This window comes from Variovorax sp. GW821-FHT10D07 (genome assembly GCF_059415325.1).
Genome location: NZ_JBWKMZ010000017.1, coordinates 106,692 through 133,211, shown reverse-complemented (window position 1 = coordinate 133,211; position 26,520 = coordinate 106,692). Strand labels below are relative to the sequence as shown.

The window sequence follows — 26,520 nt, the reverse complement described above, 5'->3', positions numbered from 1 at the left end:
CGTCGACGTCGAAGTCGACAAGCTCGACACGCTGCTGTTCGTCGTGCTCAAACCCGACGACAGGCTGCCGATGCTGCTCGTGGCCGTGCTCAAGCCGGTCGACGTCGAAGTAGAAAGGCTGCTGATGGAACTGGTCGCCGTGCTCAACCCCGTCGAGGTCGACGTCGACAGACTCGACACCCGGCTGTTCGTCGTACTGAGTCCCGAGGACAGGCTGCCGATGCTGCTGGTCGCGGTGCTCAGGCCGGTCGAGGTCGACGTCGAGAGGCTGCTGATGCTGCTCGCGGTCGTGCTCATGCCCGTGCTCAGCTGCGCCACCGTCACGGCGTCCTGCAGCGCCGCGCCATCGGCCACGTTGGTGATGCGCCGCAGGGCGGACGACGAGCCCACCGAGACTTCGGAGGCGGGTGCATTGGTACCGGTGAGGAAGCCGTTGCCGGTCGGTCCCTTGGCGCCCGTCACGCTGCCCGCGCCCAACGCGACGCTGTTGGCATAGGCGGCGTTGGCGCCGGTGCCCATCGACACCGCGTTCGAGCCCAACGACACGGCGTTGGCGCCGAAGGCGATCGCGGCATCGGTCACCGACAGGTCGGCCGACTTGACGACGGCGCCATTGCCGATCGCGATGCTGCGGGTGGTCCGGTCATCGGTCGTGGCATTGCCGCCGATCGCGATCGAGGCGTTCTGGGGTGCCACACCGATCTGGTCGGCGGATGCGCCGGTGCCCAGCGCGATGCTCCCGCCCCAGCTGTTCGCGTTGGTCCCGATCGCGATGGTGTTGACATCGGTGTTCGAGCCGATGGTGGCGTTCTTGCCGATGGCGATGGCGCCATCCGCGATCGAGCGTGCGCCGGAACCCAGCGCAACGCTGGCGTTGCCCGAGGCCAGGGTGCTTTGTCCGATGGCGACAGCGGCCGCGGCTGCGGCGTTCGCGCCGGTGCCGAAACCGATGGCGTTGGCGGAAGATGCGCTGGCCGCGTCGCCGAAGGCGAGCGTGCCGGCCGCAGTGGCGTTGGACTTGTTGCCCAGCGCGACCGAGCCCTGCCCGATCGCATTGTTGGAATTGCCGATGGCCACCGCGCCGCTCGCCGCGGTCGTGCCGTCCAGGCTGCCGGCGGCGGTGTTGTTGGCACCCATCGTCACGGCACCGGTGCCGTTCGAGACGTTGGGATCGCCGATGGCGACCGCGCCGTCGCCCGTGGCCTTCTGGCCGCGGCCGATGGCCACCGCGCCACCCGCGGCGGTGCTGGAGTTCGCGGTCGTGCCCGACGAACCGATGGCGACGTTCTGCCCCGTGGCGCCACTGACGACGCCGTCGCCCTGGGCAATGCCGAAGGCGCCGTTGACGATCGCGCCGCGACCGAGCGCGATGCCGGAGGTTGCCGCCGCCACGACGCTGGACTGGCCGCCGATGGCGATCGAATCGGCCGCGGCGGCGGATGCGCCGCCCACGGAATTCGTTCCGAGCGCCAGGGTGCCGGCGGCGGTCGCGCTCGCCGTGCGGCCCAGGGCCGAGGAGAAATCGCCCGTGGCCGTGGCCCCGGCACCGATGGCGGTGCTGCGATTGCCGAAGGCGTTCGCCAGCGTGCCGACCGCCAGGGCATTCTCCGCGCCGGCGTTCGAGGAATAGCCGAACGCCACCGAGGTCTTGCCCCAGGCCTGCGCGAACACGCCGAAGGCCGTGGAACTGCCACCCCAGGCATTGGCGTTGTTGCCGAAGGCCGTGGAAGGCGCCAGGGAACTCGCGTCGCCGCGGGCCGTCGCATTCGTGCCGAAGGCCATGTCGTTGCCGAAGGCGGCATTGGCGCCGGCGCCGATGGCCGTCGCGCCGCCGCCGTTCGCCTTGGCGCCGGCACCGATCGCGAGGTTGTTCGTCTTGCTGGTCGCGCTCGCATTCGCGCCGATGGCGATGCTCGAATCCGCGCCGGCTCCGACGTTCGCACCGCTTCCCAGGGCGATGGTGCTGTTCGACTGCGCATTGGCGTTGAGGCCGATGGCGATACCCGAATCGGCCGCGCTGCCGACGACCGACTGGCCGCCGATCGCGACCGAGTTGGCGCCCAGGGCACGGGCCGCCGCGGTGCCGCTGGCACCGATGGCCGTTGCGCCGGTGCCGCTCGCGGTCGCGCCGGCGCCCACCGCCGTCGCGTAGTTGCTGGTTGCGTTGGCGCCCACGCCGATCGCCGACGCATTGGTGCCGCTCGCGCCACCGTCGTTGCCACCGATGGCCAGGGCATTGGTGCCGCTCGCGTTGGCCTGGCCGCCGATCGCCACCGCGTCCTGCGCCGTGGCCTTGGCGCCGGTGCCGATGGCCAGCGAATCGCCGACCGTGGTGTTGGACGAGGCGACGGAGTTGGCACCGATCGCGATGGCCGTGCCCGCGCTGATCGCCGCCGCGTTCGCGCCCGCGCCGATGGCGATGTTGTTGTTGCTCGCGGCGAGGGCGTTCTGGCCCATCGCGATGCTGGCGATGCCGAAGGCATTGGCCTGGAGACCGAAGGCCGAGGCGTACTGCCCGGCGGTCGACCCCATGCCGAACATGCTGGAGCCCTTGCCGCGCGCCGTCGTGAACGACCCGAACATCGTGACGCCGAGGAAGCCGCCGCCATTGGCCGAGCACCCGCCGACCACGGTCGAGTACACGCCGGAACCGTCGACCGGATCGACCGTCGCCGGGTAGGCCTTGCCGTCGGGACCGGTGTTCGCGCCCGTGTTGCAGGCGCCGTTGGGCGGTCCGACGATGTAGGCGTTCGCGCTCTCCATCAAGCCGAAGGACGCCAGCGCGACGCTCAGCGCGGCACCCGCGATCACCGCAGCCGAACTGCTGCGCTTGCCTCGGGCGGAAGTGATTTCCGAAGCGGCCACCCATGCACCGAGCGACTCATTCCAGATACTTCTATATGACTTGTTCATTGACTGCCAACTGCGTGTGGAATCTCAGGACCCGCGCGGTAGGTCCCAGGAAAAATGTGAAGGGTCGTGCTTGGCGCTCGTCGTCGAGATCCCAATCACCGCGCTGTTCACAAGAGCGGTGGAATGTACATACTTGTTTACATTCAGAACGCAAAAGACCAAATCGCTCAAAAAGCTTCGATGATTTAGTTCACAAAAAAGGACACAAATTAGCATTCACATTGATTAACAATTGTCTCCTGAAGGTGAAAGCGCCGCGAAAACATAGAATCCCCTCACCGTTCGAAACGGGGCAGAAGATTCGATGCAAGCCCTTGTTTCATAAGGACTTTTTCTTCGATCACGTGGAATTAATTCACATTGAGGCTTGCGAACGCCAACTTTGGCAGGTGAGTAAAAAAGCACACTCGATGCGCTCCAATCTGGAACTTGTTCACGGATCCATTTATTCATCCGTGATTTATTTCTCGCCATAAAGCGCAGATGACGCCAATTAACAATTGGGCAACAAAAGTGAATTCAAACAACTCCCTTCGCATCGGCATCACCATCGGTCTTCACCACGAAGCCGAAACACTCTGGAACAACGGCATCAAGCAGAACGCCGTGTTCCTGGCCGAGGCGCTCAAGCACTGCCCCGGCGTGGCGTCGGTGGTGCTGGTCAACACCACGGCCACGCCGATCACGCCGGCCCTGCCCTGGGACCAGGCGCGCTGGCCCACGACGAACTTCGAGGGCGCCAAGGACAAGGTCGACGTGCTGATCGAGCTGGGCGGCCAGATCGACCACCTGCAGACCGACTACCTCAAGCAGCGCGGCGCCCGGCTGGTGTCGTACTGCTGCGGCTTCGAGTACGTGCATGCGATGGAGTCGATGCTGTTCAACAAGCCGCTGTGGGGCCGGAACCTGTTCGTCAACCAGCGCTACGACGACATCTGGATGGTTCCGCAGGTGGCGCACATCAGCCAGCCCTACTTCGAGGTGCTGCGCCGGATCGAGGCACGCGCCGTGCCCTTCGTCTGGAGCCCGGTGTTCCTCGAGGAGCGCACGCGCGGGCTGCCCGAGAACGGCGTCTACCAGCCGCGCGTCGGCCCGCGGCGCCTCAGCGTGATGGAGCCGAACATCAACGTGGTGAAGTTCTGCCTCTACCCGATCCTAGTCGCCGAACTGGCCTACCGCGCACGGCGCGAGGCGATCGCGCTGCTGCAGGTGGCCAACGCCGAGAAGATGGCGCGCGAGAACATGGAATTCATCACCCTGATGAACCAGCTCGACCTGGTGCGCGAGCACAAGGCCGTGTTCCTGGGCCGGCACGACACGCCGACCTTCCTGGCGCAGAACACCGACATCGTGATCTCGCACCAGTGGGAGAACCCGCTCAACTACTTCTACCTCGAGACCTGCTGGCAGGGCTATCCGCTGGTGCACAACGCCCACCTCTGCGCGGACCTCGGCTACTACTACGAAGCCAACGACGTGGCCGCGGGCAGCGCGCGCGTGCTCGAGGCGATCGACGCGCACGATGCTCAGTCGCTCGCCTACCGCGAGCGCCAGCGCGGTCTCATCGACCGCTACCTGCCCGGCAACGCGGCCGCCACCGAGGTGTACAACACGCTGCTGCTCGGCCTGATGCAGCGCCCCGCCCGATAACCGGAGCCGCCATGCTCGAACCTTCCGCTCTCCAACGCTTCTTCCCCGTGGTCGTCACGCCGAGCCACGACGGCAAGTTCTTCCAGAACTACGTGATGTCGATGATGAACTTCGCCATCGAGGCCGAGCGCGCCGGCATGCGGATGCAGGTGCTGTTCCACCAGGGCGAAAGCCTCGTGACCCGGGCGCGCAACAACTGCGTGGCCCAGTTCCTCGCCAACCCCGAATGGACGCACCTGTTCTGGATCGACGCCGACATCGGCTTCTCGCCGCAGGCGGCGTTCCGGCTGCTGCTCTCGGACTACGAGATCGCCGCTGGCGTCTACCCGCTCAAGCGCGAGGACTGGCCCGAGGAAGGCGTCGCGGCCGGCACCACGCGCGCGCAGTTCGATGCCACCTTCACGCGCTACACGGTCAATGCGAGCGCCTCGGAAGCCAGCGGCAAGGTCGAGCTCGAGGTACAGCCCGACGGCTTCATGAAGATGACCGAGGCGCCCACCGGCTTCATGGCGATCAAGCGCGGCGTGTTTGAGCGGCTGATGGCGAGCTACCCCGAGCTCAACTATGTGCCCGACAGCATCGGCGAGGCCGACCGCGGCCTGCACTACCGTTTCTTCGACGTGATGGTCGACCCCGTGACGCGCCGCTATCTCTCGGAGGACTACGGCTTCTGCCGCCTCTGGTCGGGCCTGGGCGAATCGATCCACATCGATGCCAACTCCAACCTCACGCACCAGGGCGCCAAGCTCTACCGCGGCGACTTCGCGACCTCGCTGCTGACCTCGCTGCCGCATGCGGTGGGCGGCCCCGCGGGGGTGTCCATGGAATTGACGGGCACGCAGTACCTGCATCCGAACCACCCGCCGACGCTCTGAACGCCGGCGCCAGCGCCATGAAAAAAGCCCCGCAGATGCGGGGCTTTGTCGATGCGGGCCGGGCCGGCCCGGGGACCGTCCGGCCTGTCTTCAGGCTCAGGCCGTGACCGAATCGGCCACGTTCTTGTAGTCCTCGATCTTGTCGAAGTTCAGGTACTGGTAGATCTGCGCGCTGGACGCATCGAGCACGCCGGTGCTGGCCATGTACTCTTCCCGGGTCGGGATGCGGCCAAGGCGCGAGCAGATGGCGGCCAGTTCGGCCGAGCCCAGGTACACGTTGGTGTTCTTGCCCAGGCGGTTCGGGAAGTTGCGCGTGCTGGTCGACATGACCGTGGCGCCTTCGCGCACCTGCGCCTGGTTGCCCATGCACAGCGAGCAGCCCGGCATCTCGGTGCGGGCACCCGCATTGCCGAACACGCCGTAGTGGCCTTCCTCGGTCAGCTGCTGCGCGTCCATCTTGGTCGGCGGCGCGATCCACAGCTTGACCGGGATGTCGCGCTTGCCTTCGAGCAGCTTCGACGCGGCACGGAAGTGACCGATGTTGGTCATGCACGAGCCGATGAACACTTCGTCGATCACGGCACCCGCCACGTCGCTCAGCGTCTTCACGTCGTCGGGGTCGTTCGGGCAGGCCACGATGGGCTCGTGGATCTCGGCCAGGTCGATCTCGATCACGGCCGCGTAGTCGGCGTCGTCGTCGCCCTTGAGCAGTTGCGGGTCCTTGAGCCAGGCTTCCTGCGCGGCGATGCGGCGCTGCAGCGTGCGCGCGTCGGCATAGCCCTCGGCGATCATCCACTTCATCAGCGTGATGTTGCTGTTGATGTATTCGATGATCGGTTCCTTGTTCAGGTGCACCGTGCAGCCGGCGGCCGAGCGTTCGGCCGAGGCGTCGCTCAGTTCGAAGGCTTGTTCGACCTTGAGGTCGGGCAGGCCCTCGATCTCGAGGATGCGGCCCGAGAAGATGTTCTTCTTGCCCTTCTTCTCGACCGTCAGCAGGCCGCTCTTGATGGCGTACAGCGGGATCGCGTTGACCAGGTCGCGCAGCGTGACGCCGGGCTGCATCTTGCCCTTGAAGCGCACCAGCACCGACTCGGGCATGTCCAGCGGCATCACGCCGGTGGCGGCCGCGAAGGCCACGAGGCCCGAGCCCGCCGGGAAGCTGATGCCGATCGGGAAGCGGGTGTGGCTGTCGCCGCCGGTGCCCACGGTGTCGGGCGTCAGCAGGCGGTTGAGCCAGCTGTGGATCACGCCGTCGCCCGGGCGCAGCGAAACGCCGCCGCGGTTGGCCATGAACTCGGGGAGTTCATGGTGCATCTTGACGTCGACCTTCTTCGGGTAGGCCGCCGTGTGGCAGAACGACTGCATCACGAGGTCGGCCGAGAAGCCCAGGCAGGCCAGGTCCTTGAGCTCGTCGCGCGTCATCGGGCCGGTGGTGTCCTGCGAGCCGACCGAGGTCATCTTGGGTTCGCAGTAGGTACCCGGGCGCACGCCCTGGCCTTCGGGCAGGCCGCAGGCGCGGCCGACCATCTTCTGCGCCAGCGAGAAGCCCTTCTTGGTGTCGACCGGGCTTTGCGGCAGGCGGAACAGCGTGGAGACCGGCAGGCCCAGCGCTTCGCGCGCCTTGGCCGTGAGGCCGCGGCCGATGATCAGCGGAATGCGGCCGCCGGCGCGCACTTCGTCGAACAGCACGTCGCTCTTCACGGTGAATTCGGCGATGACCTGGCCGTCCTTCAGGGCCTTGCCTTCATAGGGACGCAGCTCGACCACGTCGCCCATGTTCATCTGCGTCACGTCGAGCTCGATCGGCAGCGCGCCCGAGTCTTCCATCGTGTTGTAGAAGATCGGCGCGATCTTGCCGCCGAGGCAGACGCCGCCGAAGCGCTTGTTGGGCACGAACGGGATGTCCTCGCCGGTGAACCACAGCACCGAGTTGGTGGCGCTCTTGCGCGACGAACCCGTGCCGACCACGTCGCCGGCATAGGCCACGAGGTGGCCGCGCGCGCGCAGGTCCTCGATGAACTTCACCGGGCCGCGCTTGCCGTCTTCCTCGGGAACGATGCCGGGGCGCGCGTTCTTGTGCATCGCCAAGGCGTGCATCGGGATGTCGGGACGCGTGGTCGCGTCGGGTGCGGGCGACAGGTCGTCGGTGTTGATTTCGCCAGCCACCTTGAAGATGCTGACGGTGATGCTCTGGGGCACTTCGGGACGGCTGGTGAACCACTCGGCATCGGCCCAGCTCTGCAGCACGCCCTTGGCGTTGGCATTGCCCTTGTCGGCCTTTTCCTTGACGTCGTGGAACTGGTCGAACATCAACAGCGTCTTCTTGAGGCCCTCGGCCGCGACGGCGCCGACTTCGGCGTCGTCCAGCAGATCGATCATGGGGCTGATGTTGTAGCCGCCGAGCATCGTGCCGAGCAGTTCGGTGGCACGGGCGCGCGTGATGAACGCGCTCTTCTCGGTGCCATGCGCCACGGCCGCGAGATAGCTGGCCTTGACCTTGGCGGCGTCGTCCACGCCCGCGGGCACGCGGTGGGTCAGCAGGTCGAGCAGGAAGGCACCGTCCTTGTCGTTCGCGCTCTTGAGGAGCTCGATCGCTTCAGAGGTCTGCTTCGCGCTCAGGGGCAGCGGCGGGATACCGAGCGCGGCGCGTTCGGCGACATGGTCAACGTAGGCTTGCAACATCTTCTTTTCTCCGGAAACTTGGGGCTGGAGGGCATGCGGCGCGGTGTTCGACCCGCCGTCCGGCTTTCGCCGGTCGGCAAGCAAGAGCCGCGCCGCCCCTCGTGGGGTCGACTTACTTCTTGTCGCCGTCAGCGCCTTCGAAAAGGCTCTTCGGCGGGTTCTTCTTCATTTCTTCGGCAAAGGCCACCTGGGCCGGCGTCTGGCATTCGTCGGCGATGCGCAGGCCGGCCTTCTGGTTCATCAGCATCGACTTGTTGCCCAGCTGCAGCCACATGGCGCCGGCGCGGGGGTCTTCGAGGCGGATGGCGCCGGTGCGGCTTTCGACCGGGTGCATGCGGTAGCGCAGGCCCTTGGTGGTCACGGTGAAGAAGCCGGGCTTCTTCTCGTCCTCGGTCACGGTCACGTCGGCGCCGAGCTCGCACTGGGCCTTGCCGGTCGACACGCGCTTGGCGACCTCGAGGTCGGAGTCGGTGAGCACGACGTTGGTGTCGTCGCTGATCGGCGTGACTTCCTCGACGGCCTTGGCGGCCTTGCGGGTGACCTGGCGCTTGGGCGGGGCCTTCTTGGCTTCGGTGGACTTGGCGGCGGGCTTGGCAGCGGCCGGCTTGGCGGGCGTGCTGCTCTGCGCCAGGGCACCGAACGGCAGAGCCAGGGCCACTGCGGCGATCAGGGCGATTTTCTTCATGTGAGGGTTTCCTTGAGGCTGGTTCGGAGGTTTCAGGAGACCGCGGGCGTCAGCCAGGCCTTGGCCTCTGGCGGCAACGCGCGCCCTGTTGCGTGGGCACGCGTCAGCACCTGCCAGAAATGGCGGTAGCTCGCGCGGTCGTGCAATGTGCCATCAATTTGTGTCGGCGCCCAATCCGCGGCCGCTGCCTTGAGCAGGATATTTGTGGCAATTTGAATCTGCGCCTCGTCGGGCGCGAAGGCCTCGAGGATCGGCCGGATCTGGTTCGGATGGATGCTCCACATGCGCGTGTAGCCGAATTCGCGGGCCGCCTTGCGGGCCGCGGTGCGCATGGCGTCCATGTCGTTGAACTCGGTCACCACGCAGTGCGAGGGCACCTTGCCGTGCGCATGCGCGGCCGAGGCGATCGCCAGCTTGGCGCGCACCACCAGCGGATGGGTGAACTGGCCCGCGGCGCCCATGCCCTCGGCGGGGATGGCGCCGGCGTGGGCCGAGACGAAGTCCATCAGGCCGAAGCTCAGCGACTGCACGCGCGGATGGGCCGCGATGTCGAAGGCGTTGTGCACGGCAAAAGGCGATTCGATCAGCACGTGCAGCGGCAGCGTTTCGGCATCGGCGGCGTCGAGCGCGGCCACGGCCTGCTCGACGTCGGCCACCGATTCGACCTTCGGCACCATCAGGTGACTGAGCCGCTGGCCGGCACGGCCCGCGATGGTGACCACGTCGCCCGCGAAGGCCGGGTGGTCGACCGGGTGCACGCGCACGCCGACGCGCATGCCGGGCCTGGCGGCCAGCGCCAGCTCGGTGACCAGCGCGGCATGCTCGGCCTCGCCGCCCACCGGGGCGCCGTCCTCGCAGTCGAGCGTGACGTCGAACACGCAGGCGCCGAACTCCTCGGCCATCTCGGCCTGGAGCGCGAGGCTCTTCTTCATGCGCGCCTCGACGCCGCTGTAGTGATCGCACACCGGCAGGCTGACGGCGCCGGCCTGCGCGCCGAGCAGCACGGCAGCGGGATGGGCGGGGGCGCGTTCGCTCATGGTGGTCACGCCTTCTTCTGCGCCACGATGAACATGCGCGGGAAGGCCAGCAGCCGCTTGCCGTCGGTGCGTGCCGGGTAGGCCTCGTTCACGCGGCGCTCGTATTCGGCCAGGTAACTGGCCTGCAGGTCGGGCGGCAGCCGATCGACGAAGGGCTTCAGGCCCGTGCCGCGCACCCATTCGACGATGGAGGCGGCATCGGCCATGCGGTGCTGGTAGGTCGTGTGCCAGACATCGACGTTGGCCGCGCGCGGCGCCAGCAGGTCGTAGTAGCCGCCCAGCGGCAGCAGCTTGGTGCGCAGCCGGTCGGCATCGCCGATGGGCTCGGCCCAGGGCGCTTCGGCCGCGAGCGCGCGCATCAGGCGGTGCGTGGGTTCCTGGCGGTTGTCGGGCATCTGGATGGCCAGCACGCCGCCGGGGGCGAGCGCGTCGAACAGGCGCGGGATCAGCGTTTCGTGATCGGGCACCCATTGCAGCGACGCGTTCGCATAGATGAGGTCGGGCGCCGCTTCCGCGGAAGGCGCCCAGGTCGCGATGTCGCTCAGCTCGAAGCGCGCGCCGGGCAGGCGCTCGCGCGCGCTGACAAGCATGGCTTCGGAGTTGTCGGTCCCGAGGGCCTCGGCCTTCGGGAACCGATGGACCAGCAGCTCGGTGGAGTTGCCCGGACCGCAGCCGAGGTCGACCACGCGGGCCGCCTCCGCCAGAGGCACCCGCGCCAGGAGCTCCTGTGCGGGGCGGGTGCGCTCGTCCTCGTAGCGACGATAGAGCGCGGGGTTCCAGTCGAGCATGCCGGCAGGCCTTGCTTAGATCAGGTGAGCAACGCCGGCTTGTTCGCCTTGCAGCTCTTCCAGGGTCTTGTTGATGCGTTCCTGGCTGAATGCGTCGATCTCGAGGCCTTCGACCAGCTTGTACTCACCGTTTTCGCAGGTGACCGGGAAGCCGAACATCGTGTCCTTCGGAATGCCGTACTGGCCGTCCGACGGGATGCCCATCGTGACCCACTTGCCGTTGGTGCCCAGGGCCCAATCGCGCATGTGGTCGATGGCGGCGTTGGCGGCCGAGGCAGCCGACGACAGGCCGCGTGCTTCGATGATGGCGGCGCCGCGCTTGCCGACGGTCGGCAAGAAGGTGTTGGCGTTCCATTCCTGGTCGTTGATCATCTTGGCGACGCTTTCGCCGTTGATGGTGGCGAAGCGGTAGTCGGCGTACATCGTGGGCGAGTGGTTGCCCCAGACGGTGAGCTTTTCGATGTCGGCCACGGCCTTGCCGGTCTTGGCGGCGATCTGGCTGGCAGCGCGGTTGTGGTCCAGGCGCAGCATGGCGGTGAAGTTCTTGCGCGGCAGGTCCGGTGCGCTCTTCATGGCGATGTAGGCATTGGTGTTGGCGGGGTTGCCGACCACCAGCACCTTGACGTTGCGGCTGGCAACGGCATTCAGTGCCTTGCCTTGCGCCGTGAAGATGGCGCCGTTGACGGCCAGCAGCTCGGCACGCTCCATGCCCGGGCCGCGGGGACGCGAGCCGACCAGCAGTGCGTAGTCGGCGTCCTTGAAGGCGGTCATCGGGTCGCCGTGGGCTTCCATGCCGGCCAGCAGCGGGAACGCGCAGTCGTCGAGTTCCATCATCACGCCCTTGAGCGCCTTCTGGGCCTTCTCGTCAGGGATTTCGAGCAATTGCAGGATGACCGGCTGGTCCTTGCCGAGCATTTCGCCGGACGCGATACGGAACAACAGGGCATAACCGATTTGACCGGCGGCACCGGTGACGGCAACGCGGACGGGCTTTTTGCTCATGGGAAGACTCCAGAAGTGATGTGACGGTGTCGGCGCACGCGCGAAACGCGGCGGCGGAAGTCTCGCGGGGCGGTCGGGAGGTCCGAAAAGGGCCGGACGGCCGCGGCGCGGGAACGGCCGGCATTTTAAGCCGATTCGATGAGGCCCGTCTTATGTCTTATATAAGATATCCTCCGGGTTCCGCCACGGCGCTTACCCACGCCCTGCCATGAACAGCCCCACCACCACCCTCGACGAGCCCACGACGCCCTCGTTCAGCCCGCTCTACCAGCAGATCAAGACCCTGATCCTGCAGAGCCTGCAGGCGGGCGAGTGGAAGCCGGGCGAGCCGATCCCCAGCGAGATGGACCTGGCCGTGCGTTTTCGCGTCAGCCAGGGCACGGTGCGCAAGGCGATCGACGAGCTTGCGGCCGAGAACCTCGTGGTGCGGCGCCAGGGCAAGGGCACCTTCGTCGCGACGCATGCCGAGCAGCATGTGCAGTACCGTTTCCTGAAGCTGGTGCCCGACGGCGGCCTGCCGAGCGCCGAAGGCCCGGCCGAGCGCACCATCGTCGACTGCAAGCGCCTGCGTGCCTCGGCCGACGTGGCGCGCGCACTGGGCCTGCGCACCGGCGATGCCGTGCTGCAGGTGCGGCGTGTGCTCGCCTATGGCGGCGTGCCGACCATCCTCGAGGACCTCTGGCTGCCGGGCACGCCGTTCAAGGGCCTCACGGCCGAGCGGCTGCGCGCCTGGCCGGGCCCGATGTACGCGCTGTTCGAAACCGAGTTCGGCGTGCGCATGGTGCGCGCCGAAGAAAAAATTCGCGCGGTGCTGCCCGATCCCGAGCAGGCCCAGCTGCTCGATGTCACGCCGCAGATGCCGCTGCTGAGCGTCGAACGCGTGGCCCACACCTACCACGACATGCCGATGGAACTGCGCCGCGGCCTCTATCGCACCGACACGCACCACTATCGCAACCAGCTCGGCTGAATGCGCCTCACGATGGACCACGTAACGAATACGCTTCAAGCCGCCGCGCGGCGCGCGCAAGACGCTATGAAGTCAAGAGCATCCGACTGCCGCGGTGCGTCGACGCGAGCGCGACCGATGCGCGATGGTGCATTGCAATAGAATTTTGCGTTGTTTGCATTTCCCGAAGAGAAAACAAAAGCGTTCGCTCTCAGAACAAGTCAATCAACAAGCCACGAAAGCCCCTCCATGACAGAGCTTGCATCCTCCTCCACACCACGGCGTCGCGAATTCCGCAACATCAACGCCTTCACCGATCTCACGACCTACCGCCTGCCGCCTGCCGGCATCGTGTCGATCCTGCACCGCGTCAGCGGCGCGCTGATGTTCCTGCTGCTGCCGTTCATCATCTGGATGTTCGACACCTCGCTCTCGTCCGACTATTCGTTCGCCAAGTTCAAGGCCGCCTTCAACAGCGGCCTTGGTTTCGTTCCGGGCTGGTTTTTCAAGCTCGTCGTGCTCGCGCTGATCTGGGCCTACCTGCACCACTTCATCGCCGGCGTGCGCCACCTCTGGATGGACGTGAGCCACAAGGCCGTGACCAAGGAGTTCGGCAAGAGCTCGGCCATCTTCACGCTGGCCGCGAGCGTCCTGCTGACCATCGTGCTCGGCGCCAAGCTGTTCGGCCTGTACTGAGAAGGAGCCTCAAATGTCTGTGAACTACGGCTCCAAGCGCATCGTCGTCGGCGCGCATTACGGCATGCGCGACTGGCTCAGCCAGCGCGTCACGGGCGCCCTGATGGCGCTCTTCACGATCATCCTGCTGGCGCAGCTGATCTTCACGCGCGGCCCGATCGGCTACGACCTGTGGGCCGGCATCTTCGCCGCGCAGTGGATGAAGGTCCTGACCTTCTGCGTCATCGTGTCCCTGCTCTATCACGTGTGGGTCGGCATGCGCGACATCTGGATGGACTACGTCCAGCCCGTCGCGATCCGCCTCGTGCTCCAGATCTTCACCATCGTCTGGCTGGTCGGTTGTGCGGGTTGGGCCATTCAAGTGCTTTGGAAAATCTGACGACCCCATCCCCACCATGACCTACACAAAAGAACAAATCACCAAGCGCAAGTTCGACGTCGTGATCGTCGGTGCCGGCGGTTCCGGCATGCGCGCCTCGCTGCAACTGGCGCGTGCGGGCCTCAACGTGGCCGTGCTCTCCAAGGTGTTCCCCACCCGTTCGCACACGGTCGCCGCGCAAGGCGGCGTGGGCGCGTCGCTCGGCAACATGAGCGAGGACAACTGGCACTACCACTTCTACGACACGATCAAGGGTTCCGACTGGCTCGGCGACCAGGACGCGATCGAGTTCATGTGCCGCGAAGCACCGAAGGTCGTGTACGAGCTCGAGCACTTCGGCATGCCCTTCGACCGCAACCCCGACGGCACGATCTACCAGCGTCCGTTCGGCGGCCACACGGCCAACTACGGAGAGAAGCCCGTGCAGCGCGCCTGCGCCGCGGCCGACCGTACCGGCCACGCGATGCTGCACACGCTCTACCAGAAGAACGTGGAAGCGCGCACCCAGTTCTTCGTCGAATGGATGGCGCTCGATCTGATCCGCGACGACGAAGGCGACGTGGTCGGCGTGACCGCGCTCGAGATGGAAACCGGCGACCTGCACATCCTGCAGGCCAAGACCGTGCTGCTGGCCACCGGCGGCGCGGGCCGCATCTTCCAGGCCTCGACCAACGCCTTCATCAACACCGGCGACGGCCTCGGCATGGCCGCGCGCTCGGGCATCCCGCTGCAGGACATGGAGTTCTGGCAGTTCCATCCGACCGGCGTGGCCGGCGCGGGCGTGCTGCTGACCGAAGGCTGCCGCGGCGAAGGCGCGATCCTGCTCAACAGCAACGGCGAACGCTTCATGGAGCGCTATGCGCCCACGCTGAAGGACCTGGCGCCGCGCGACTTCGTGTCGCGCTCGATGGACCAGGAAATCAAGGAAGGCCGCGGCTGCGGTCCCAACAAGGACTACGTGCTGCTGAAGCTCGACCACCTCGGTGCCGAGACCATCCACAAGCGCCTGCCTTCGGTGTACGAGATCGGCATCAACTTCGCCAACGTCGACATCACCAAGGAACCGATCCCCGTGGTGCCCACCATCCACTACCAGATGGGTGGCATCCCGACCAACATCAACGGCCAGGTCGTGATCCAGAAGGGCGAGGACAACAGCGCCGTCGTCAACGGCCTCTACGCCGTGGGCGAATGCTCGTGCGTGAGCGTGCACGGCGCGAACCGCCTGGGCACCAACTCGCTGCTCGACCTGCTGGTGTTCGGCCGCGCGGCCGGCAACCACATCGTCGAGTTCAACGACAAGCTCAAGGAACACAAGCCGCTGCCGGCCAACGCCGCCGACCGCACGCTCGAGCGCCTGAACGAGTTGCAGAACTCCACCGGCGGCGAGTACGCGCAGGACGTGGCCAACCAGATCCGCGTCACCATGCAGCAGCACGCCGCGGTGTTCCGCAAGCAGGCCTCGATGGACGAAGGCGTGGTCAAGATCGCCGAAGTGCGCGAGCGCGTGAAGGCCATCGGCCTGAAGGACAAGTCCAAGGTGTTCAACACCGCGCGCATCGAGGCGCTGGAAGTCGACAACCTGATCGAAGTGGCGCAGGCCACCATGGTCTCGGCCGCGGCCCGCAAGGAATGCCGCGGTGCCCACACCGTCGAGGACTACGAGCGCCCGGCCGACGATCCGGTCGCGCCGCTGGGCCGCGACGATGCCAACTGGATGAAGCACACGCTCTGGTACAGCGCCGACAACCGCCTCTCCTACAAGCCCGTCAAGCTGCAGCCGCTCACGGTCGCCTCGGTGCCGCCGAAGGTTCGCACCTTCTAAGCGCCAGCTAATGATCAGCCACGTAAAAGCATTCACAAGGTCACAACGATGAAGCGCACATTCCAGATCTACCGCTACGACCCGGACAAGGACGCGAAGCCCTACATGCAGACCGTCGAGATCGAACTCGACGGCCACGAGCGCATGCTGCTCGACGCCCTGATGAAGCTCAAGGCGCAGGATCCCACGCTGTCGTTCCGCCGCTCGTGCCGCGAAGGCGTCTGCGGTTCCGATGCGATGAACATCAACGGCAAGAACGGTCTGGCCTGCCTGACCAACATGAACACGCTCAAGGGCACCGTGGTGCTCAAGCCGCTGCCCGGCCTGCCGGTGATCCGCGACCTGATCGTCGACATGACCCAGTTCTTCAAGCAGTACAACTCGATCAAGCCGTACCTGCAGAACGACACCGTGCCGCCCGAGAAGGAACGCCTGCAGTCGCCGGAAGAACGCGAGGAGCTCAACGGCCTGTACGAGTGCATCCTGTGCGCGAGCTGCTCGACGAGCTGCCCGAGCTTCTGGTGGAACCCCGACAAGTTCGTGGGCCCGGCCGGCCTGCTGCAGGCCTACCGCTTCATCGCCGACAGCCGCGACGAAGCCACCGCCGAGCGCCTCGACAACCTCGAGGACCCGTACCGCCTGTTCCGCTGCCATACGATCATGAACTGCGTCGACGTGTGCCCGAAGAGCCTGAACCCCACCATGGCCATCGGCAAGATCAAGGAACTGATGGTGCGTCGCGCCATCTGACCCGACATGGCTGCTTTGCCCGGCACCCCATCGCCCTCGGCGCCTCCTGCGGGAAGCGCGGCGGCCGAGCCGCTCGGAGAACGAGCGCTCAGCAAGCTCAAGTGGCGCTGCCGGCGCGGCCTGCTCGAAAACGATCTGTTCATCGCCCGCTTCTTCGAGCGGCACGAATCTCGCATCACCGTCGGCCAGGCCGGCGCGATGGAAGTTCTGATGGACCTCTCGGACAACGATTTGCTCGATCTTCTCCTTCGTAGAAAGGAGCCCGAGCCCGCATGGGCCGGGGCCGAGGTGGTCGAGCTTCTGCAGCTGATGCGCGCCGACGGCGCGCAGCGGCCTGCAACCTCCACGACCTCTCCCTCCTCGCCCTCTCGAACAATCCTCTGAAAGAAACCCGAAATGAAAGCCTCCGATACCAAGGCCACGCTATCGTTCAGCAACGGCGCCGACAAGGTCGAACTGCCGATCTACAAGGGCACCGTCGGTCCCGACGTGATCGACATCCGCAAGCTGTACGCGCAGACCGGCATGTTCACCTACGACCCGGGTTTCATGTCCACCGCGGCCTGCCAATCGGCCATCACCTACATCGACGGCGACAAGGGCGAACTGCTGTATCGCGGCTATCCCATCGAGCAGCTCGCCACCAACTGCGACTTCCTCGAGACCTGCCACCTGCTGCTGTACGGTGAACTGCCGGATACGGCCAAGAAGGCCAACTTCACCAAGCTCGTGACCAACCACACGATGGTCAACGAGCAGATGCAGTTCTTCCTGCGCGGCTTCCGCCGCGATGCGCACCCGATGGCCATCATGACCGGCCTGGTGGGCGCGCTGTCGGCCTTCTATCACGACAGCACGGACATCAACAATCCCGAGCACCGCGAGATCGCCGCGATCCGCCTGATCGCGAAGATGCCCACGCTCGTGGCCATGGCCTACAAGTACACGATCGGCCAGCCGTACATGTACCCGAAGAACGAACTCAGCTATGCGGGCAACTTCCTGCACATGATGTTCGCCACGCCCTGCGAGGAGTACAAGGTGAACCCGGTGCTCGAGCGCGCGCTCGACCGCATCTTCATCCTGCACGCCGACCACGAGCAGAACGCCTCGACCTCGACCGTGCGCCTGTGCGGCTCGTCGGGCACCAACCCCTTCGCGGCCATCGCGGCCGGCGTGGCCTGCCTCTGGGGCCCGGCCCACGGCGGCGCCAACGAAGCGGCGCTCAACATGCTCTACGACATCCAGAAGGAAGGTGGCGTGGAGAAGATCGGCGAGTTCATCAAGAAGGTCAAGGACAAGAACTCGAACGTCAAGCTGATGGGCTTCGGCCACCGCGTGTACAAGAACTACGACCCGCGCGCCAAGCTGATGCAGGAGACCTGCAACGAAGTGCTGACCGAGCTGGGCCTGGAAAACGACCCGCTGTTCAAGCTCGCCAAGGAACTGGAAAAGATCGCGCTCGAAGACGAGTACTTCGTGTCGCGCAAGCTGTACCCGAACGTCGACTTCTACTCGGGCATCGTGCAGCGCGCCATCGGCATCCCGGTGCCGCTGTTCACCGCGATCTTCGCGCTGGCCCGCACCGTTGGCTGGATTGCCCAGCTCAACGAAATGATCGGCGACCCCGAATACAAGATCGGCCGTCCGCGCCAGTTGTTCGAAGGCTCGCCCAAGCGCGACGTGAAGCCGATCTCGGCCCGCTGATCGGCTCTTCCGACCGCTCCCTGCAAAAGCTGCCTCCGGGCAGCTTTTTTATTGCCCGTTCGGCATGGCCCTCCTCGCGCCCGGGCAGCAAGGCCATCTCATATCACGATGGCAACCGCATGAAAACAGGAAGAAAATAGCCGACTCATCGCCAGATGCGATGCCCAAGCCCCCATGAGCACGTCCGAACGCAACTTTGCCCGCCGCATCGACCTCACGTCGCTGCAGCTGTTCGTGGCCGTATGCGAGCTGGGCAGCATCGGCCGCGCCGCGGAGCGCGAATTCATCGCCGCCTCGGCCATCAGCAAGCGGCTGTCGGACCTCGAGGCCACGCTCGGCACCACCCTGCTCTACCGCCATGCGCGCGGCGTCGACCTGACGCCGGCCGGCGAGAGCCTGCTGCACCACGCCCGCTCGGTGCTCTACAGCCTCGAGAAGATGCAGGGCGAGCTCAGCGAGTACGCCGACGGCGTGCGCGGCCACGTGCGGGTGCACGCCAACATCTCGGCGATCGTGCAGTTCCTGCCGGAAGACCTGGGCGTGTTCACGCGCGCCCACGAGGCGATCAAGATCGACCTCGAGGAGCACTTGAGCACCGAGGTGATCCGCGCGGTGCAGGAAGGCGCGGCCGACCTCGGCGTGTGCCACGTGGCCGGCGGCGCGGGCGAGCTGCAGAGCCTGCCCTACCGGCACGACCGCCTCGCGCTGATCGTGCCCGCGGGCCACGCGCTGGCCGATCAGGGCGCGATCGAGTTCATCGCCGCGCTCGACTACGACCACGTCGGCCTGCACACCAACAGCTCGATCTACGTGGCGATGCACGAGGCCGCGCTGCTCGCGGGCCGCAGCGTCAAGCTGCGCATCCACGTCACCGGCCTCGATGCGATGTGCCGGATGATCCAGAACGGCCTGGGCATCGGCGTGATGCCGCAGCGCGCCTTCGAGCTGATGCAGGACGGCATCGGCCGCGGGCTGGTCAGCGTGGCCCTGTCCGACGCCTGGGCCGCGCGCGAGATCCGGCTGGTGGCGCGCGATTTCTCCACGCTGCCGGTGGCGGCCCGCACGCTGGTGAACCACCTGCACGCGGCCTCCTCCACCGAGGCCGAGCCCGAAGCCGGCGCCGACCGGCTCGCGGCCTGAAACACAAGACAATCCATTTCCCCACGAAAGAGAAGAGACCGACATGGCACGCACGCTCTACGACAAGATCTGGGACGAACACGTCGTCCACACCGAGGAAGACGGCACCGCGATCCTCTACATCGACCGCCACCTGGTGCACGAAGTCACCAGCCCGCAGGCCTTCGAAGGGCTGCGCGAAGCCGGCCGCAAGCTGTGGCGCATCAGCTCGGTGGTGGCCACCGCCGACCACAACACGCCGACCACCGGCTGGGAGCGCGGCTACGAAGGCATCGCCGACCCGACCAGCAAGGAACAGGTCACCACGCTCGACCACAACATCGCCGAGTTCGGCGCGGCCGCGTTCTTCCCGTTCCTGAGCAAGCGCCAGGGCATCGTGCACGTGATCGGCCCCGAGACCGGCGCCACGCTGCCGGGCATGACGGTGGTCTGCGGCGACTCGCACACCTCCACGCACGGCGCCTTCGGCGCGCTCGCGCACGGCATCGGCACCAGCGAGGTCGAGCACGTGATGGCCACGCAGACGCTGCTGGGCAAGAAGGCCAAGAACATGCTCGTGAAGGTCGAGGGCAAGCTGCCCCTGGGCTGCACGGCCAAGGACATCGTGCTGGCCATCATCGGCAAGATCGGCACCGCCGGCGGCACCGGCTACACGATCGAGTTCGCCGGCTCGGCCATTCGCGACCTCAGCATGGAAGGCCGCATGACGGTGTGCAACATGGCGATCGAGGCCGGCGCGCGCGCGGGCCTGGTGGCGGTCGACGAGAAGACCGTCGCCTACATCAAGGGCCGCCCGCTGGCGCCCACCGGTGTCGAATGGGACCAGGCCGCGGCCTACTGGCGCACGCTGCAGTCCGACCCCGGCGCGAAGTTCGACACCGTGGTCGAGCTCGACGCGACCCAGGTCAAGCCGCAGGTCACCTGGGGCACCTCGCCCGAGATGGTGGTGGCGATCGACGGCCGCGTGCCCGATCCCGACAAGGAAAAGGACAGCAGCAAGCGCGGCGCCATCGAGCGCGCGCTGGTCTACATGGGCCTGGAGCCGAACAAGCAGATGAACGACATCTTCATCGACAAGGTGTTCATCGGCTCGTGCACCAACAGCCGCATCGAGGACATGCGCGAGGCCGCGGCCGTGGTGAAGAAGCTGGGCCAGAAGGTCGCGAAGAACGTGAAGCTGGCGCTCGTGGTGCCCGGCTCGGGCGTGGTGAAGGAACAGGCCGAGCGCGAAGGGCTCGACCAGATCTTCAAGGCCGCGGGCTTCGAATGGCGCGAGCCCGGCTGCTCGATGTGCCTGGCGATGAACGCCGACCGCCTCGAGCCCGGCGAGCGCTGCGCCTCGACCAGCAACCGCAACTTCGAAGGCCGCCAGGGCGCGGGCGGCCGCACCCACCTCGTGAGCCCGGCCATGGCCGCCGCGGCCGCCGTGCACGGCCATTTCGTCGACGTGCGCACCTTCGCCTGACCAGGAGACACCCCATGCAGAAATTCACCGTGCACAAGGGCCTCGTGGCCCCGATGGACCGCGAGAACGTCGACACCGACGCGATCATTCCGAAGCAGTTCCTCAAGTCGATCAAGCGCACCGGCTTCGGCGTGAACCTGTTCGACGAGTGGCGCTACCTCGATCCGGGCGAGCCCGGCCAGGACCCGGCCAGCCGCAAGCCGAACCCCGACTTCGTGCTGAACCAGCCGCGCTACGCGGGCGCCTCGGTGCTGCTGGCGCGCAAGAACTTCGGCTGCGGCTCGTCGCGCGAGCATGCGCCGTGGGCGCTCGACCAGTACGGCTTCCGCGCCATCATCGCGCCGAGCTATGCCGACATCTTCTTCAACAACAGCTTCAAGAACGGCCTGCTGCCGATCGTGCTGTCCGAGACGCAGGTGGCCCAGCTGTTCGACGAGACCTTCGCCTTCCCGGGCTATTCGCTGACCATCGACCTCGAGCGCCAGGTGGTGGTGAAGCCCGACGGCCAGGAGTTCGCCTTCGACGTGCAGGCCTTCCGCAAGTACTGCCTGATCAACGGCCTGGACGACATCGGCCTCACGCTGCGCCACAAGGACAAGATCAAGGCCTTCGAGGCCGAGCGGCTGGCGCAGAAGCCCTGGCTCGCGCACACGATGCTCGCCAACGCCTGAGCGTTCCCGTTTCACTTCCTTCGACAACCACCCAATGAAAATCGCAGTTCTCCCTGGTGACGGCATCGGCACCGAAATCGTGGCGGAAGCCGTCAAGGTGCTCCAGGTGCTCGACCTGAAGTTCGAGCTGGAGACCGCCCTGGTCGGCGGCGCCGCCTACGAGGCCCATGGCCACCCGCTGCCCGATTCGACGCTCAAGCTCGCCAAGGAGGCCGACGCGGTGCTGTTCGGCGCGGTGGGCGACTGGAAGTACGACAAGCTCGACCGGCCGCTGCGCCCCGAGCAGGCCATCCTGGGCCTGCGCAAGAACCTCGGCCTGTTCGCCAACTTCCGCCCAGCCATCTGCTACGAGCAGCTGGTGGGCGCCTCGAGCCTCAAGCCCGAGCTGATCGCGGGCCTGGACATCCTCATCATCCGCGAGCTGACCGGCGACATCTACTTCGGCCAGCCGCGCGGCCGCCGCACCGCGGTCGACGGCCACTTCCCGGGCGCCGAGGAAGCCTTCGACACGATGCGCTACTCGCGCCCCGAGATCGAGCGCATCGCGCGCGTGGCCTTCGAGGCCGCCCGCAAGCGCAGCAAGCGCGTGACCAGCGTCGACAAGGCCAACGTGCTCGAAACCTTCCAGTTCTGGAAGGACGTCGTGACCGAGGTCGGCAAGGACTATCCGGACGTCGAGCTCGACCACATGTACGTCGACAACGCCGCCATGCAGCTCGTGAAGGCGCCCAAGAAGTTCGACGTGGTGGTCACCGGCAACATGTTCGGCGACATCCTCTCGGACGAGGCCGCGATGCTCACGGGCTCGATCGGCATGCTGCCCTCGGCCTCGCTCAATGCCAGCAACCAGGGCCTGTACGAGCCCAGCCACGGCAGCGCGCCCGACATTGCCGGCAAAGGGGTCGCCAATCCCCTGGCTACAATACTGTCCGCTGCCATGATGCTCCGTTTCTCCCTCAACCAAGCCGAAGCTGCCGACCGGATCGAGTCGGCGGTCAAGCATGTGCTGGCCTCCGGCCTGCGCACGGGGGACATCTGGTCGGAGGGCACCCGCAAGGTCGGCACCATCGAGATGGGCGACGCCGTGGTGGCGGCACTCTCGGCCTCGATCACCAAAAAGACGATTACCGGCTAACCGCAGCCCGCTTCGTCACGCCCACCCGGCTCCTGACGAGTCGGGCGCAAAGAGAAACCAGCGACTTTCTTTTTTCTTAAAGGGCACACTCAAATGGCGAACGCATCTCAACCTCTGGTCGGCCTCGTGGGCTGGCGCGGCATGGTCGGCTCGGTCCTGATGGACCGCATGCAGGCCGAAAACGACTTCGGCCTCATCGAGCCGGTCTTCTTCTCGACCTCCAACGCCGGCGGCAAGGCCCCGGCGATGGCCAAGAACGAGACCGCCCTCAAGGACGCGCACGACATCGAGGCCCTGAAGAAGTGCGACATCGTCATCACCTGCCAGGGTGGCGACTACACGACCGAGGTGTTCCCCAAGCTGCGTGCCGCCGGCTGGAACGGCCACTGGATCGACGCCGCTTCCACGCTGCGCATGAAGGACGACGCGATCATCGTGCTCGACCCGGTCAATCTGCCCGTGATCCAGAACGCCCTGACCAATGGCGGCAAGAACTGGATCGGCGGCAACTGCACCGTGAGCTGCATGCTGATGGGCGTGGGCGCGCTCTACAAGGCCGGCCTGGTCGAGTGGATGACCAGCATGACCTACCAGGCCGCCTCGGGCGGCGGCGCGCAGCACATGCGCGAGCTGCTGACGCAGTTCGGCACGCTCAATGCCGAGGTCCGCTCGCTGCTCGACGACCCCAAGTCCGCCATCCTCGAGATCGACCGCAAGGTGCTGCACAAGCAGCAGAACCTGAGCGCGGCCGAGACCGCCAACTTCGGCGCCCCGCTCGGCGGCTCGCTGATCCCCTGGATCGACAAGGACCTGGGCGACGGCATGTCGAAGGAAGAGTGGAAGGGCGGCGCCGAGACCAACAAAATCCTCGGCCAGGGCGCGGGCTTCGGCACCGCGGCCACGCCGGTCGACGGCTTCTGCGTGCGCATCGGCGCCATGCGCTGCCACAGCCAGGCGCTGACCTTCAAGCTCAAGAAGGACGTGCCGGTGGCCGACATCGAAGCCATGATCGCCGCCGACAACGCCTGGGTGAAGGTGGTGCCGAACACCCGCGAAGCGACCCTGCAGGACCTGACGCCCGTGGCCGTGACCGGCACCATGGGCATCCCGGTCGGCCGCATCCGCAAGCTGGCGATGGGCCCGGAGTACGTCGGCGCCTTCACCATCGGCGACCAGCTCCTCTGGGGCGCCGCCGAACCGCTGCGCCGCATGCTGCGCATCCTGCTGGAAGCCTGATGGGGGCAGTTCGCGCCCGTTGCCTACCCCCTTGTTGTCGAAAGGCGACAGAAGATGTGTTCGTAAGTATGCGCGCACTGGGTAGAACGGGCGCACTGCCTTGTCAGTAGGGGGTGATGATGCTAACGTCCTCTTACAATTTCTGGGCCTGAGCCGCCCCCCTATCAGCATGACAAGACATCTGTTGCCCGCGGCCTGCCCATCGGCCGCTCGCTCCTCCCTTCCCCTGAACGGCGTTCGTCTGTCCGTCCTGAGTGCGGCGGTGGCCGTGGCGATGGGTCTGGCCAGCACCGATGCGAGCGCGTTGGCACTGGGTCCGCTGAAGGTGCAGTCGGCGCTGGGCGAACCGCTGCGGGCTGAGATCGACGTGACCGAGATCACGACCGCCGAAGCCGACAGCCTCAAGATCAACGTGGCCACCGCCGACGCCTTCAAGGCGGCCGGCGTGCCCTACAACCCGGCCCTCAGCGACGTGCGCGCGACGCTGCAGCGCCGCGCCGGCGGCCAGTACGTGGTGCGCCTCAACGGCAGTCGTCCGCTCAACGACCCCTTCATCGACCTGCTGCTCGAAGCCAACGGCAGCACCGGCCGCATCGTGCGCGACTACACCGTGCTGCTCGATCCGCCGGCCGCGCGCCCCGCAGCCGATGCCGGCACGCCGATCGCCCCCGTCTCGCCGCGGGTCGCGGCACCCGTCGAGCGCCCGGGCCCGGTCGTCGCGCGCACGCGCCGCGCACCGGCCGAGGCGCCCGCGCCGGTCACCGTGGCACCGGCACCGTCCGCGGCCTCCTCCACCGCACCCGTCGCTCCTTCGCCCCGTCCGGCGGGCAGCGGCGAACAGCTCACGGTGCAGCGCGGCGACACCGCCGGCAAGATCGCCGCGGCCAACAAGCCGGCCGACATCTCGCTCGACCAGATGCTGGTCGCGCTGCTGATGGCCAACCCCGATGCCTTCATCGGCGGCAACGTCAACCGCATCAAGGCCGGCGCCGTGCTCGACCTGCCGAGCGCCGCCGAAGCCGGCGCGGTGCCGGCCGCGGAAGCCCGCCGCACTGTCACGGCTCAGAGCCGCGACTTCGGCGCCTACCGCCAGCGGCTGGCCGAGAACGCCCCGACCTCGAACGTGGCCGGCGCCAGTCGCCGCGCCGGCGGCCGGGTGCAGGCCAATGTCGAGGACCGCAACGCAGCCGCCGCCGCGCCCGACAAGCTCACCATCTCGCAAGGCAGCGCCACCGCGCGTGCGGCCGAGGAAAAGGTCGCGCAGACCCGCCAGGCGCAGGATCGCAGCGCCCGCGCCGCCGAACTGTCGAAGAACATCGAGGAGCTCAACAAGCTCAAGGCCGCGGGTGGCTCGACCGCCGCGGCGCCTTCGGCCACGCCCACGCCCGCCGCTGCGGCCGCCCCAGCCGCCGCGCCCGCCACGACGCCGGGCATCCCGGTGCCGGTCGCCGGCCCGGCCGCCACCGCACCGAGCCCCGCTGCCGCGCCGGCACCGGCACCCGCTGCTGCAGCCACGCCGGCCCCGGCCGCAGCGACGCCCGCGGTCGAAGCTGCACCAGCGGCAGCACCCGCCGTAGCCGCCGCGGCCGCCACCCCCACCGAAGGCGCTGCAGCCACCGGCGCCCCCGCTCCGAGCCCCGCGGCCAGTGCCGCGGCACCCGCCCCCAAGCCCGCGCCCAAGAAGATCGTGGCGCCGCCGCCTCCGCCGCCCGAACGCAGCTTCCTCGACGAACTGCTCGACAACCCGCTGATGCTGGGCGGCATCGCGCTGATCGCGCTGCTGATCGGCTTCCTGCTCTACCGCGTGCTGGGTCGCCGGCGCGAGGAAATGAGCGAGAGCGTGTTCCTCGAGAGCCGCATCCCGAAGGACTCCTTCTTCGGCGCCAGCGGCGGCGAATCGGTCGACACCAAGAATCGCGGCGATTCCACCGTCTCCTCGCTGTCGTACTCGCCGAGCCAGCTCGACGCCGGCGACGTCGACCCGGTGGCCGAGGCCGACGTGTACCTGGCCTACGGCCGCGACCTGCAGGCCGAGGAAATCCTGCGCGAAGCGCTGCGCGTGAATCCCGACCGCACGGCGATCCACCTGAAGCTGCTCGAGATCCATGCCAAGCGCCGCGACCTGCGCGCCTACGAAGGCCTGGCCACCGAAGTGCACAAGCTCACCGGCGGCAACGGCGCCGACTGGACCCGCGTGGTCGACATGGGCAAGGAACTCGATCCGGGCAACCCGCTGTACGAATCGGGCACGCCGCGCAGCGCCACGCCCGCCGAGAGCGCCGCCCTCGCGACCGCGCTGGCCGCCGCATCGGCCCGCCCGCCGGCCGCCGCCAAGCCCGCGCCCGCGCCGGCCCCTGTGGCAGCCGCTCCGGCCTTCGTGCCCTCGGTGGCACCGCTCGACTTCGACCTGGACCTGAGCCAGCCGCCCGCACCGCCGCCGCTGGCACCGGTCGGCGCCAGCCTGCCGAAGTCGGCCTATGCACCCGCCCCGGCCGCGCGCCCGACGACGCCCCCGTCCGCCAGCCTGGCTGCGCAGCCGACGGTCGACCTCGAGAACGATTTCGACACCGCCCCCGGCGCGCTGCCGCTCGACACCCTGCCCGGCTCGCTCAACGACGCCGACAACACTCGCCCGGCCGTGCTGCGCGGCGGTGCCGGCCTGCCGGCCGACTCGGGCTTCATCGAGTTCGACATGAGCGCCCTGGCCGGCCTGCCCGCCCGCTCGGGCAACGGCGCCGACCATCCCGCGCCATCGGCGTCGGCCCATGAGGACGACGAGAGCCCGCATGCCGTCAAGCTGTCGCTGGCGCGCGAGCTGCAGGCCATCGGCGACGTCGAGGGCGCGCGCTCGCTGGTCGAGGAAGTCGAAGCCGAAAGCGCCGGCGAACTCAAGTCGCAGGCGCGGCAGCTGCTCGCCGAGCTGCGCTGAGCGCGC

21 protein-coding genes are annotated in these 26,520 nt (G+C 67.3%); 15 read left to right on the top strand and 6 right to left on the bottom strand.

Annotated features, from left to right (window positions below; all coding sequences use genetic code 11):
- On the bottom strand, window positions 1-2,913 hold a 2,913-nt coding region (locus tag AC07PU_RS36045; protein ID WP_495322884.1), incomplete at its 3' end, for an ESPR-type extended signal peptide-containing protein.
- A gap of 513 nt (window positions 2,914-3,426) precedes the next feature.
- Here AC07PU_RS36045 and AC07PU_RS36040 point away from each other — a divergent pair.
- Complete coding sequence (locus AC07PU_RS36040) at window positions 3,427-4,563, top strand: DUF2827 domain-containing protein (protein ID WP_495322883.1); 1,137 nt, start codon at window positions 3,427-3,429, stop codon at window positions 4,561-4,563.
- An 11-nt stretch (window positions 4,564-4,574) separates the two neighbouring features.
- On the top strand, window positions 4,575-5,438 hold the full coding sequence (locus tag AC07PU_RS36035; RefSeq protein ID WP_398501896.1) for a hypothetical protein: 864 nt from the start codon (window positions 4,575-4,577) through the stop codon (window positions 5,436-5,438).
- Between the two features lie 96 nt (window positions 5,439-5,534).
- On the opposite strand, the gene AC07PU_RS36030 is transcribed toward AC07PU_RS36035, so the two are convergent.
- The 5 genes from AC07PU_RS36030 to AC07PU_RS36010 form a co-directional block, all read right to left on the bottom strand.
- Window positions 5,535-8,120: a bifunctional aconitate hydratase 2/2-methylisocitrate dehydratase gene (locus tag AC07PU_RS36030; RefSeq protein WP_093348770.1), complete on the bottom strand. Its 2,586-nt coding sequence runs from the start codon at window positions 8,118-8,120 to the stop codon at window positions 5,535-5,537.
- Window positions 8,121-8,232: 112 nt separating this feature from the next.
- Entirely contained in the window at window positions 8,233-8,805 is a 573-nt protein-coding gene (locus AC07PU_RS36025) for a hypothetical protein (RefSeq protein ID WP_093348767.1), read from the bottom strand.
- A gap of 32 nt (window positions 8,806-8,837) precedes the next feature.
- A complete protein-coding gene (locus tag AC07PU_RS36020; RefSeq protein ID WP_431511950.1) occupies window positions 8,838-9,842 on the bottom strand; it encodes an HpcH/HpaI aldolase/citrate lyase family protein in 1,005 nt (334 codons plus the stop codon).
- 5 nt (window positions 9,843-9,847) lie between these two features.
- Window positions 9,848-10,630, bottom strand: a complete 783-nt coding sequence (gene tam / locus AC07PU_RS36015) for a trans-aconitate 2-methyltransferase (RefSeq protein ID WP_495322881.1) — start codon at window positions 10,628-10,630, stop codon at window positions 9,848-9,850.
- A 15-nt stretch (window positions 10,631-10,645) separates the two neighbouring features.
- Complete coding sequence (locus tag AC07PU_RS36010) at window positions 10,646-11,632, bottom strand: malate dehydrogenase (RefSeq protein ID WP_296780172.1); 987 nt, start codon at window positions 11,630-11,632, stop codon at window positions 10,646-10,648.
- Between the two features lie 208 nt (window positions 11,633-11,840).
- On the opposite strand from AC07PU_RS36010, the gene AC07PU_RS36005 reads away from it, so the two are divergent.
- From AC07PU_RS36005 to AC07PU_RS35945, 13 genes are all read left to right on the top strand, one after another.
- A complete protein-coding gene (locus AC07PU_RS36005) occupies window positions 11,841-12,602 on the top strand; it encodes a GntR family transcriptional regulator (protein ID WP_093348760.1) in 762 nt (253 codons plus the stop codon).
- A 228-nt stretch (window positions 12,603-12,830) separates the two neighbouring features.
- Complete coding sequence (gene sdhC / locus AC07PU_RS36000; RefSeq protein WP_057595822.1) at window positions 12,831-13,277, top strand: succinate dehydrogenase, cytochrome b556 subunit; 447 nt, start codon at window positions 12,831-12,833, stop codon at window positions 13,275-13,277.
- Window positions 13,278-13,290: 13 nt separating this feature from the next.
- On the top strand, window positions 13,291-13,656 hold the full coding sequence (sdhD, locus tag AC07PU_RS35995; RefSeq protein WP_296780168.1) for a succinate dehydrogenase, hydrophobic membrane anchor protein: 366 nt from the start codon (window positions 13,291-13,293) through the stop codon (window positions 13,654-13,656).
- Window positions 13,657-13,672: 16 nt separating this feature from the next.
- Complete coding sequence (sdhA, locus tag AC07PU_RS35990; RefSeq protein ID WP_093348754.1) at window positions 13,673-15,481, top strand: succinate dehydrogenase flavoprotein subunit; 1,809 nt, start codon at window positions 13,673-13,675, stop codon at window positions 15,479-15,481.
- 48 nt (window positions 15,482-15,529) lie between these two features.
- A complete protein-coding gene (locus AC07PU_RS35985; RefSeq protein ID WP_093348750.1) occupies window positions 15,530-16,231 on the top strand; it encodes a succinate dehydrogenase iron-sulfur subunit in 702 nt (233 codons plus the stop codon).
- Window positions 16,232-16,237: 6 nt separating this feature from the next.
- Complete coding sequence (locus AC07PU_RS35980) at window positions 16,238-16,615, top strand: FAD assembly factor SdhE (RefSeq protein ID WP_208513664.1); 378 nt, start codon at window positions 16,238-16,240, stop codon at window positions 16,613-16,615.
- 12 nt (window positions 16,616-16,627) lie between these two features.
- Complete coding sequence (gene gltA, locus AC07PU_RS35975) at window positions 16,628-17,938, top strand: citrate synthase (RefSeq protein ID WP_093348745.1); 1,311 nt, start codon at window positions 16,628-16,630, stop codon at window positions 17,936-17,938.
- Between the two features lie 174 nt (window positions 17,939-18,112).
- On the top strand, window positions 18,113-19,078 hold the full coding sequence (locus AC07PU_RS35970) for a LysR substrate-binding domain-containing protein (RefSeq protein ID WP_495322880.1): 966 nt from the start codon (window positions 18,113-18,115) through the stop codon (window positions 19,076-19,078).
- A gap of 43 nt (window positions 19,079-19,121) precedes the next feature.
- A complete protein-coding gene (leuC, locus tag AC07PU_RS35965) occupies window positions 19,122-20,543 on the top strand; it encodes a 3-isopropylmalate dehydratase large subunit (RefSeq protein WP_093348735.1) in 1,422 nt (473 codons plus the stop codon).
- A 14-nt stretch (window positions 20,544-20,557) separates the two neighbouring features.
- A complete protein-coding gene (gene leuD, locus AC07PU_RS35960) occupies window positions 20,558-21,214 on the top strand; it encodes a 3-isopropylmalate dehydratase small subunit (RefSeq protein WP_093348732.1) in 657 nt (218 codons plus the stop codon).
- 34 nt (window positions 21,215-21,248) lie between these two features.
- Window positions 21,249-22,349 (top strand): 3-isopropylmalate dehydrogenase, encoded by a 1,101-nt coding sequence (gene leuB / locus AC07PU_RS35955; protein WP_093348729.1) that lies wholly within the window; start codon window positions 21,249-21,251, stop codon window positions 22,347-22,349.
- Window positions 22,350-22,442: 93 nt separating this feature from the next.
- Window positions 22,443-23,585: an aspartate-semialdehyde dehydrogenase gene (gene asd / locus AC07PU_RS35950; protein WP_057595813.1), complete on the top strand. Its 1,143-nt coding sequence runs from the start codon at window positions 22,443-22,445 to the stop codon at window positions 23,583-23,585.
- Between the two features lie 274 nt (window positions 23,586-23,859).
- Window positions 23,860-26,514, top strand: coding sequence for a FimV/HubP family polar landmark protein (locus tag AC07PU_RS35945; RefSeq protein WP_495322889.1), 2,655 nt, complete (start codon window positions 23,860-23,862; stop codon window positions 26,512-26,514).
- The last annotated feature ends 6 nt before the right edge of the window (window positions 26,515-26,520 follow it).

Coding starts and splice junctions, on each gene's coding strand:
- AC07PU_RS36035 (WP_398501896.1), top strand. CDS start 4,575: ATGCTCGAACCTTCCGCTCTCCAACGCTTCTTCCCCGTGGTCGTCACG.
- AC07PU_RS36025 (WP_093348767.1), bottom strand. CDS start 8,805: ATGAAGAAAATCGCCCTGATCGCCGCAGTGGCCCTGGCTCTGCCGTTC.
- leuB (WP_093348729.1), top strand. CDS start 21,249: ATGAAAATCGCAGTTCTCCCTGGTGACGGCATCGGCACCGAAATCGTG.
- leuD (WP_093348732.1), top strand. CDS start 20,558: ATGCAGAAATTCACCGTGCACAAGGGCCTCGTGGCCCCGATGGACCGC.
- sdhA (WP_093348754.1), top strand. CDS start 13,673: ATGACCTACACAAAAGAACAAATCACCAAGCGCAAGTTCGACGTCGTG.
- AC07PU_RS35985 (WP_093348750.1), top strand. CDS start 15,530: ATGAAGCGCACATTCCAGATCTACCGCTACGACCCGGACAAGGACGCG.
- AC07PU_RS35970 (WP_495322880.1), top strand. CDS start 18,113: ATGAGCACGTCCGAACGCAACTTTGCCCGCCGCATCGACCTCACGTCG.
- sdhC (WP_057595822.1), top strand. CDS start 12,831: ATGACAGAGCTTGCATCCTCCTCCACACCACGGCGTCGCGAATTCCGC.
- AC07PU_RS36005 (WP_093348760.1), top strand. CDS start 11,841: ATGAACAGCCCCACCACCACCCTCGACGAGCCCACGACGCCCTCGTTC.
- sdhD (WP_296780168.1), top strand. CDS start 13,291: ATGTCTGTGAACTACGGCTCCAAGCGCATCGTCGTCGGCGCGCATTAC.
- AC07PU_RS36030 (WP_093348770.1), bottom strand. CDS start 8,120: ATGTTGCAAGCCTACGTTGACCATGTCGCCGAACGCGCCGCGCTCGGT.
- tam (WP_495322881.1), bottom strand. CDS start 10,630: ATGCTCGACTGGAACCCCGCGCTCTATCGTCGCTACGAGGACGAGCGC.
- leuC (WP_093348735.1), top strand. CDS start 19,122: ATGGCACGCACGCTCTACGACAAGATCTGGGACGAACACGTCGTCCAC.
- AC07PU_RS35945 (WP_495322889.1), top strand. CDS start 23,860: ATGGGTCTGGCCAGCACCGATGCGAGCGCGTTGGCACTGGGTCCGCTG.
- asd (WP_057595813.1), top strand. CDS start 22,443: ATGGCGAACGCATCTCAACCTCTGGTCGGCCTCGTGGGCTGGCGCGGC.
- gltA (WP_093348745.1), top strand. CDS start 16,628: ATGAAAGCCTCCGATACCAAGGCCACGCTATCGTTCAGCAACGGCGCC.
- AC07PU_RS35980 (WP_208513664.1), top strand. CDS start 16,238: ATGGCTGCTTTGCCCGGCACCCCATCGCCCTCGGCGCCTCCTGCGGGA.
- AC07PU_RS36020 (WP_431511950.1), bottom strand. CDS start 9,842: ATGAGCGAACGCGCCCCCGCCCATCCCGCTGCCGTGCTGCTCGGCGCG.
- AC07PU_RS36010 (WP_296780172.1), bottom strand. CDS start 11,632: ATGAGCAAAAAGCCCGTCCGCGTTGCCGTCACCGGTGCCGCCGGTCAA.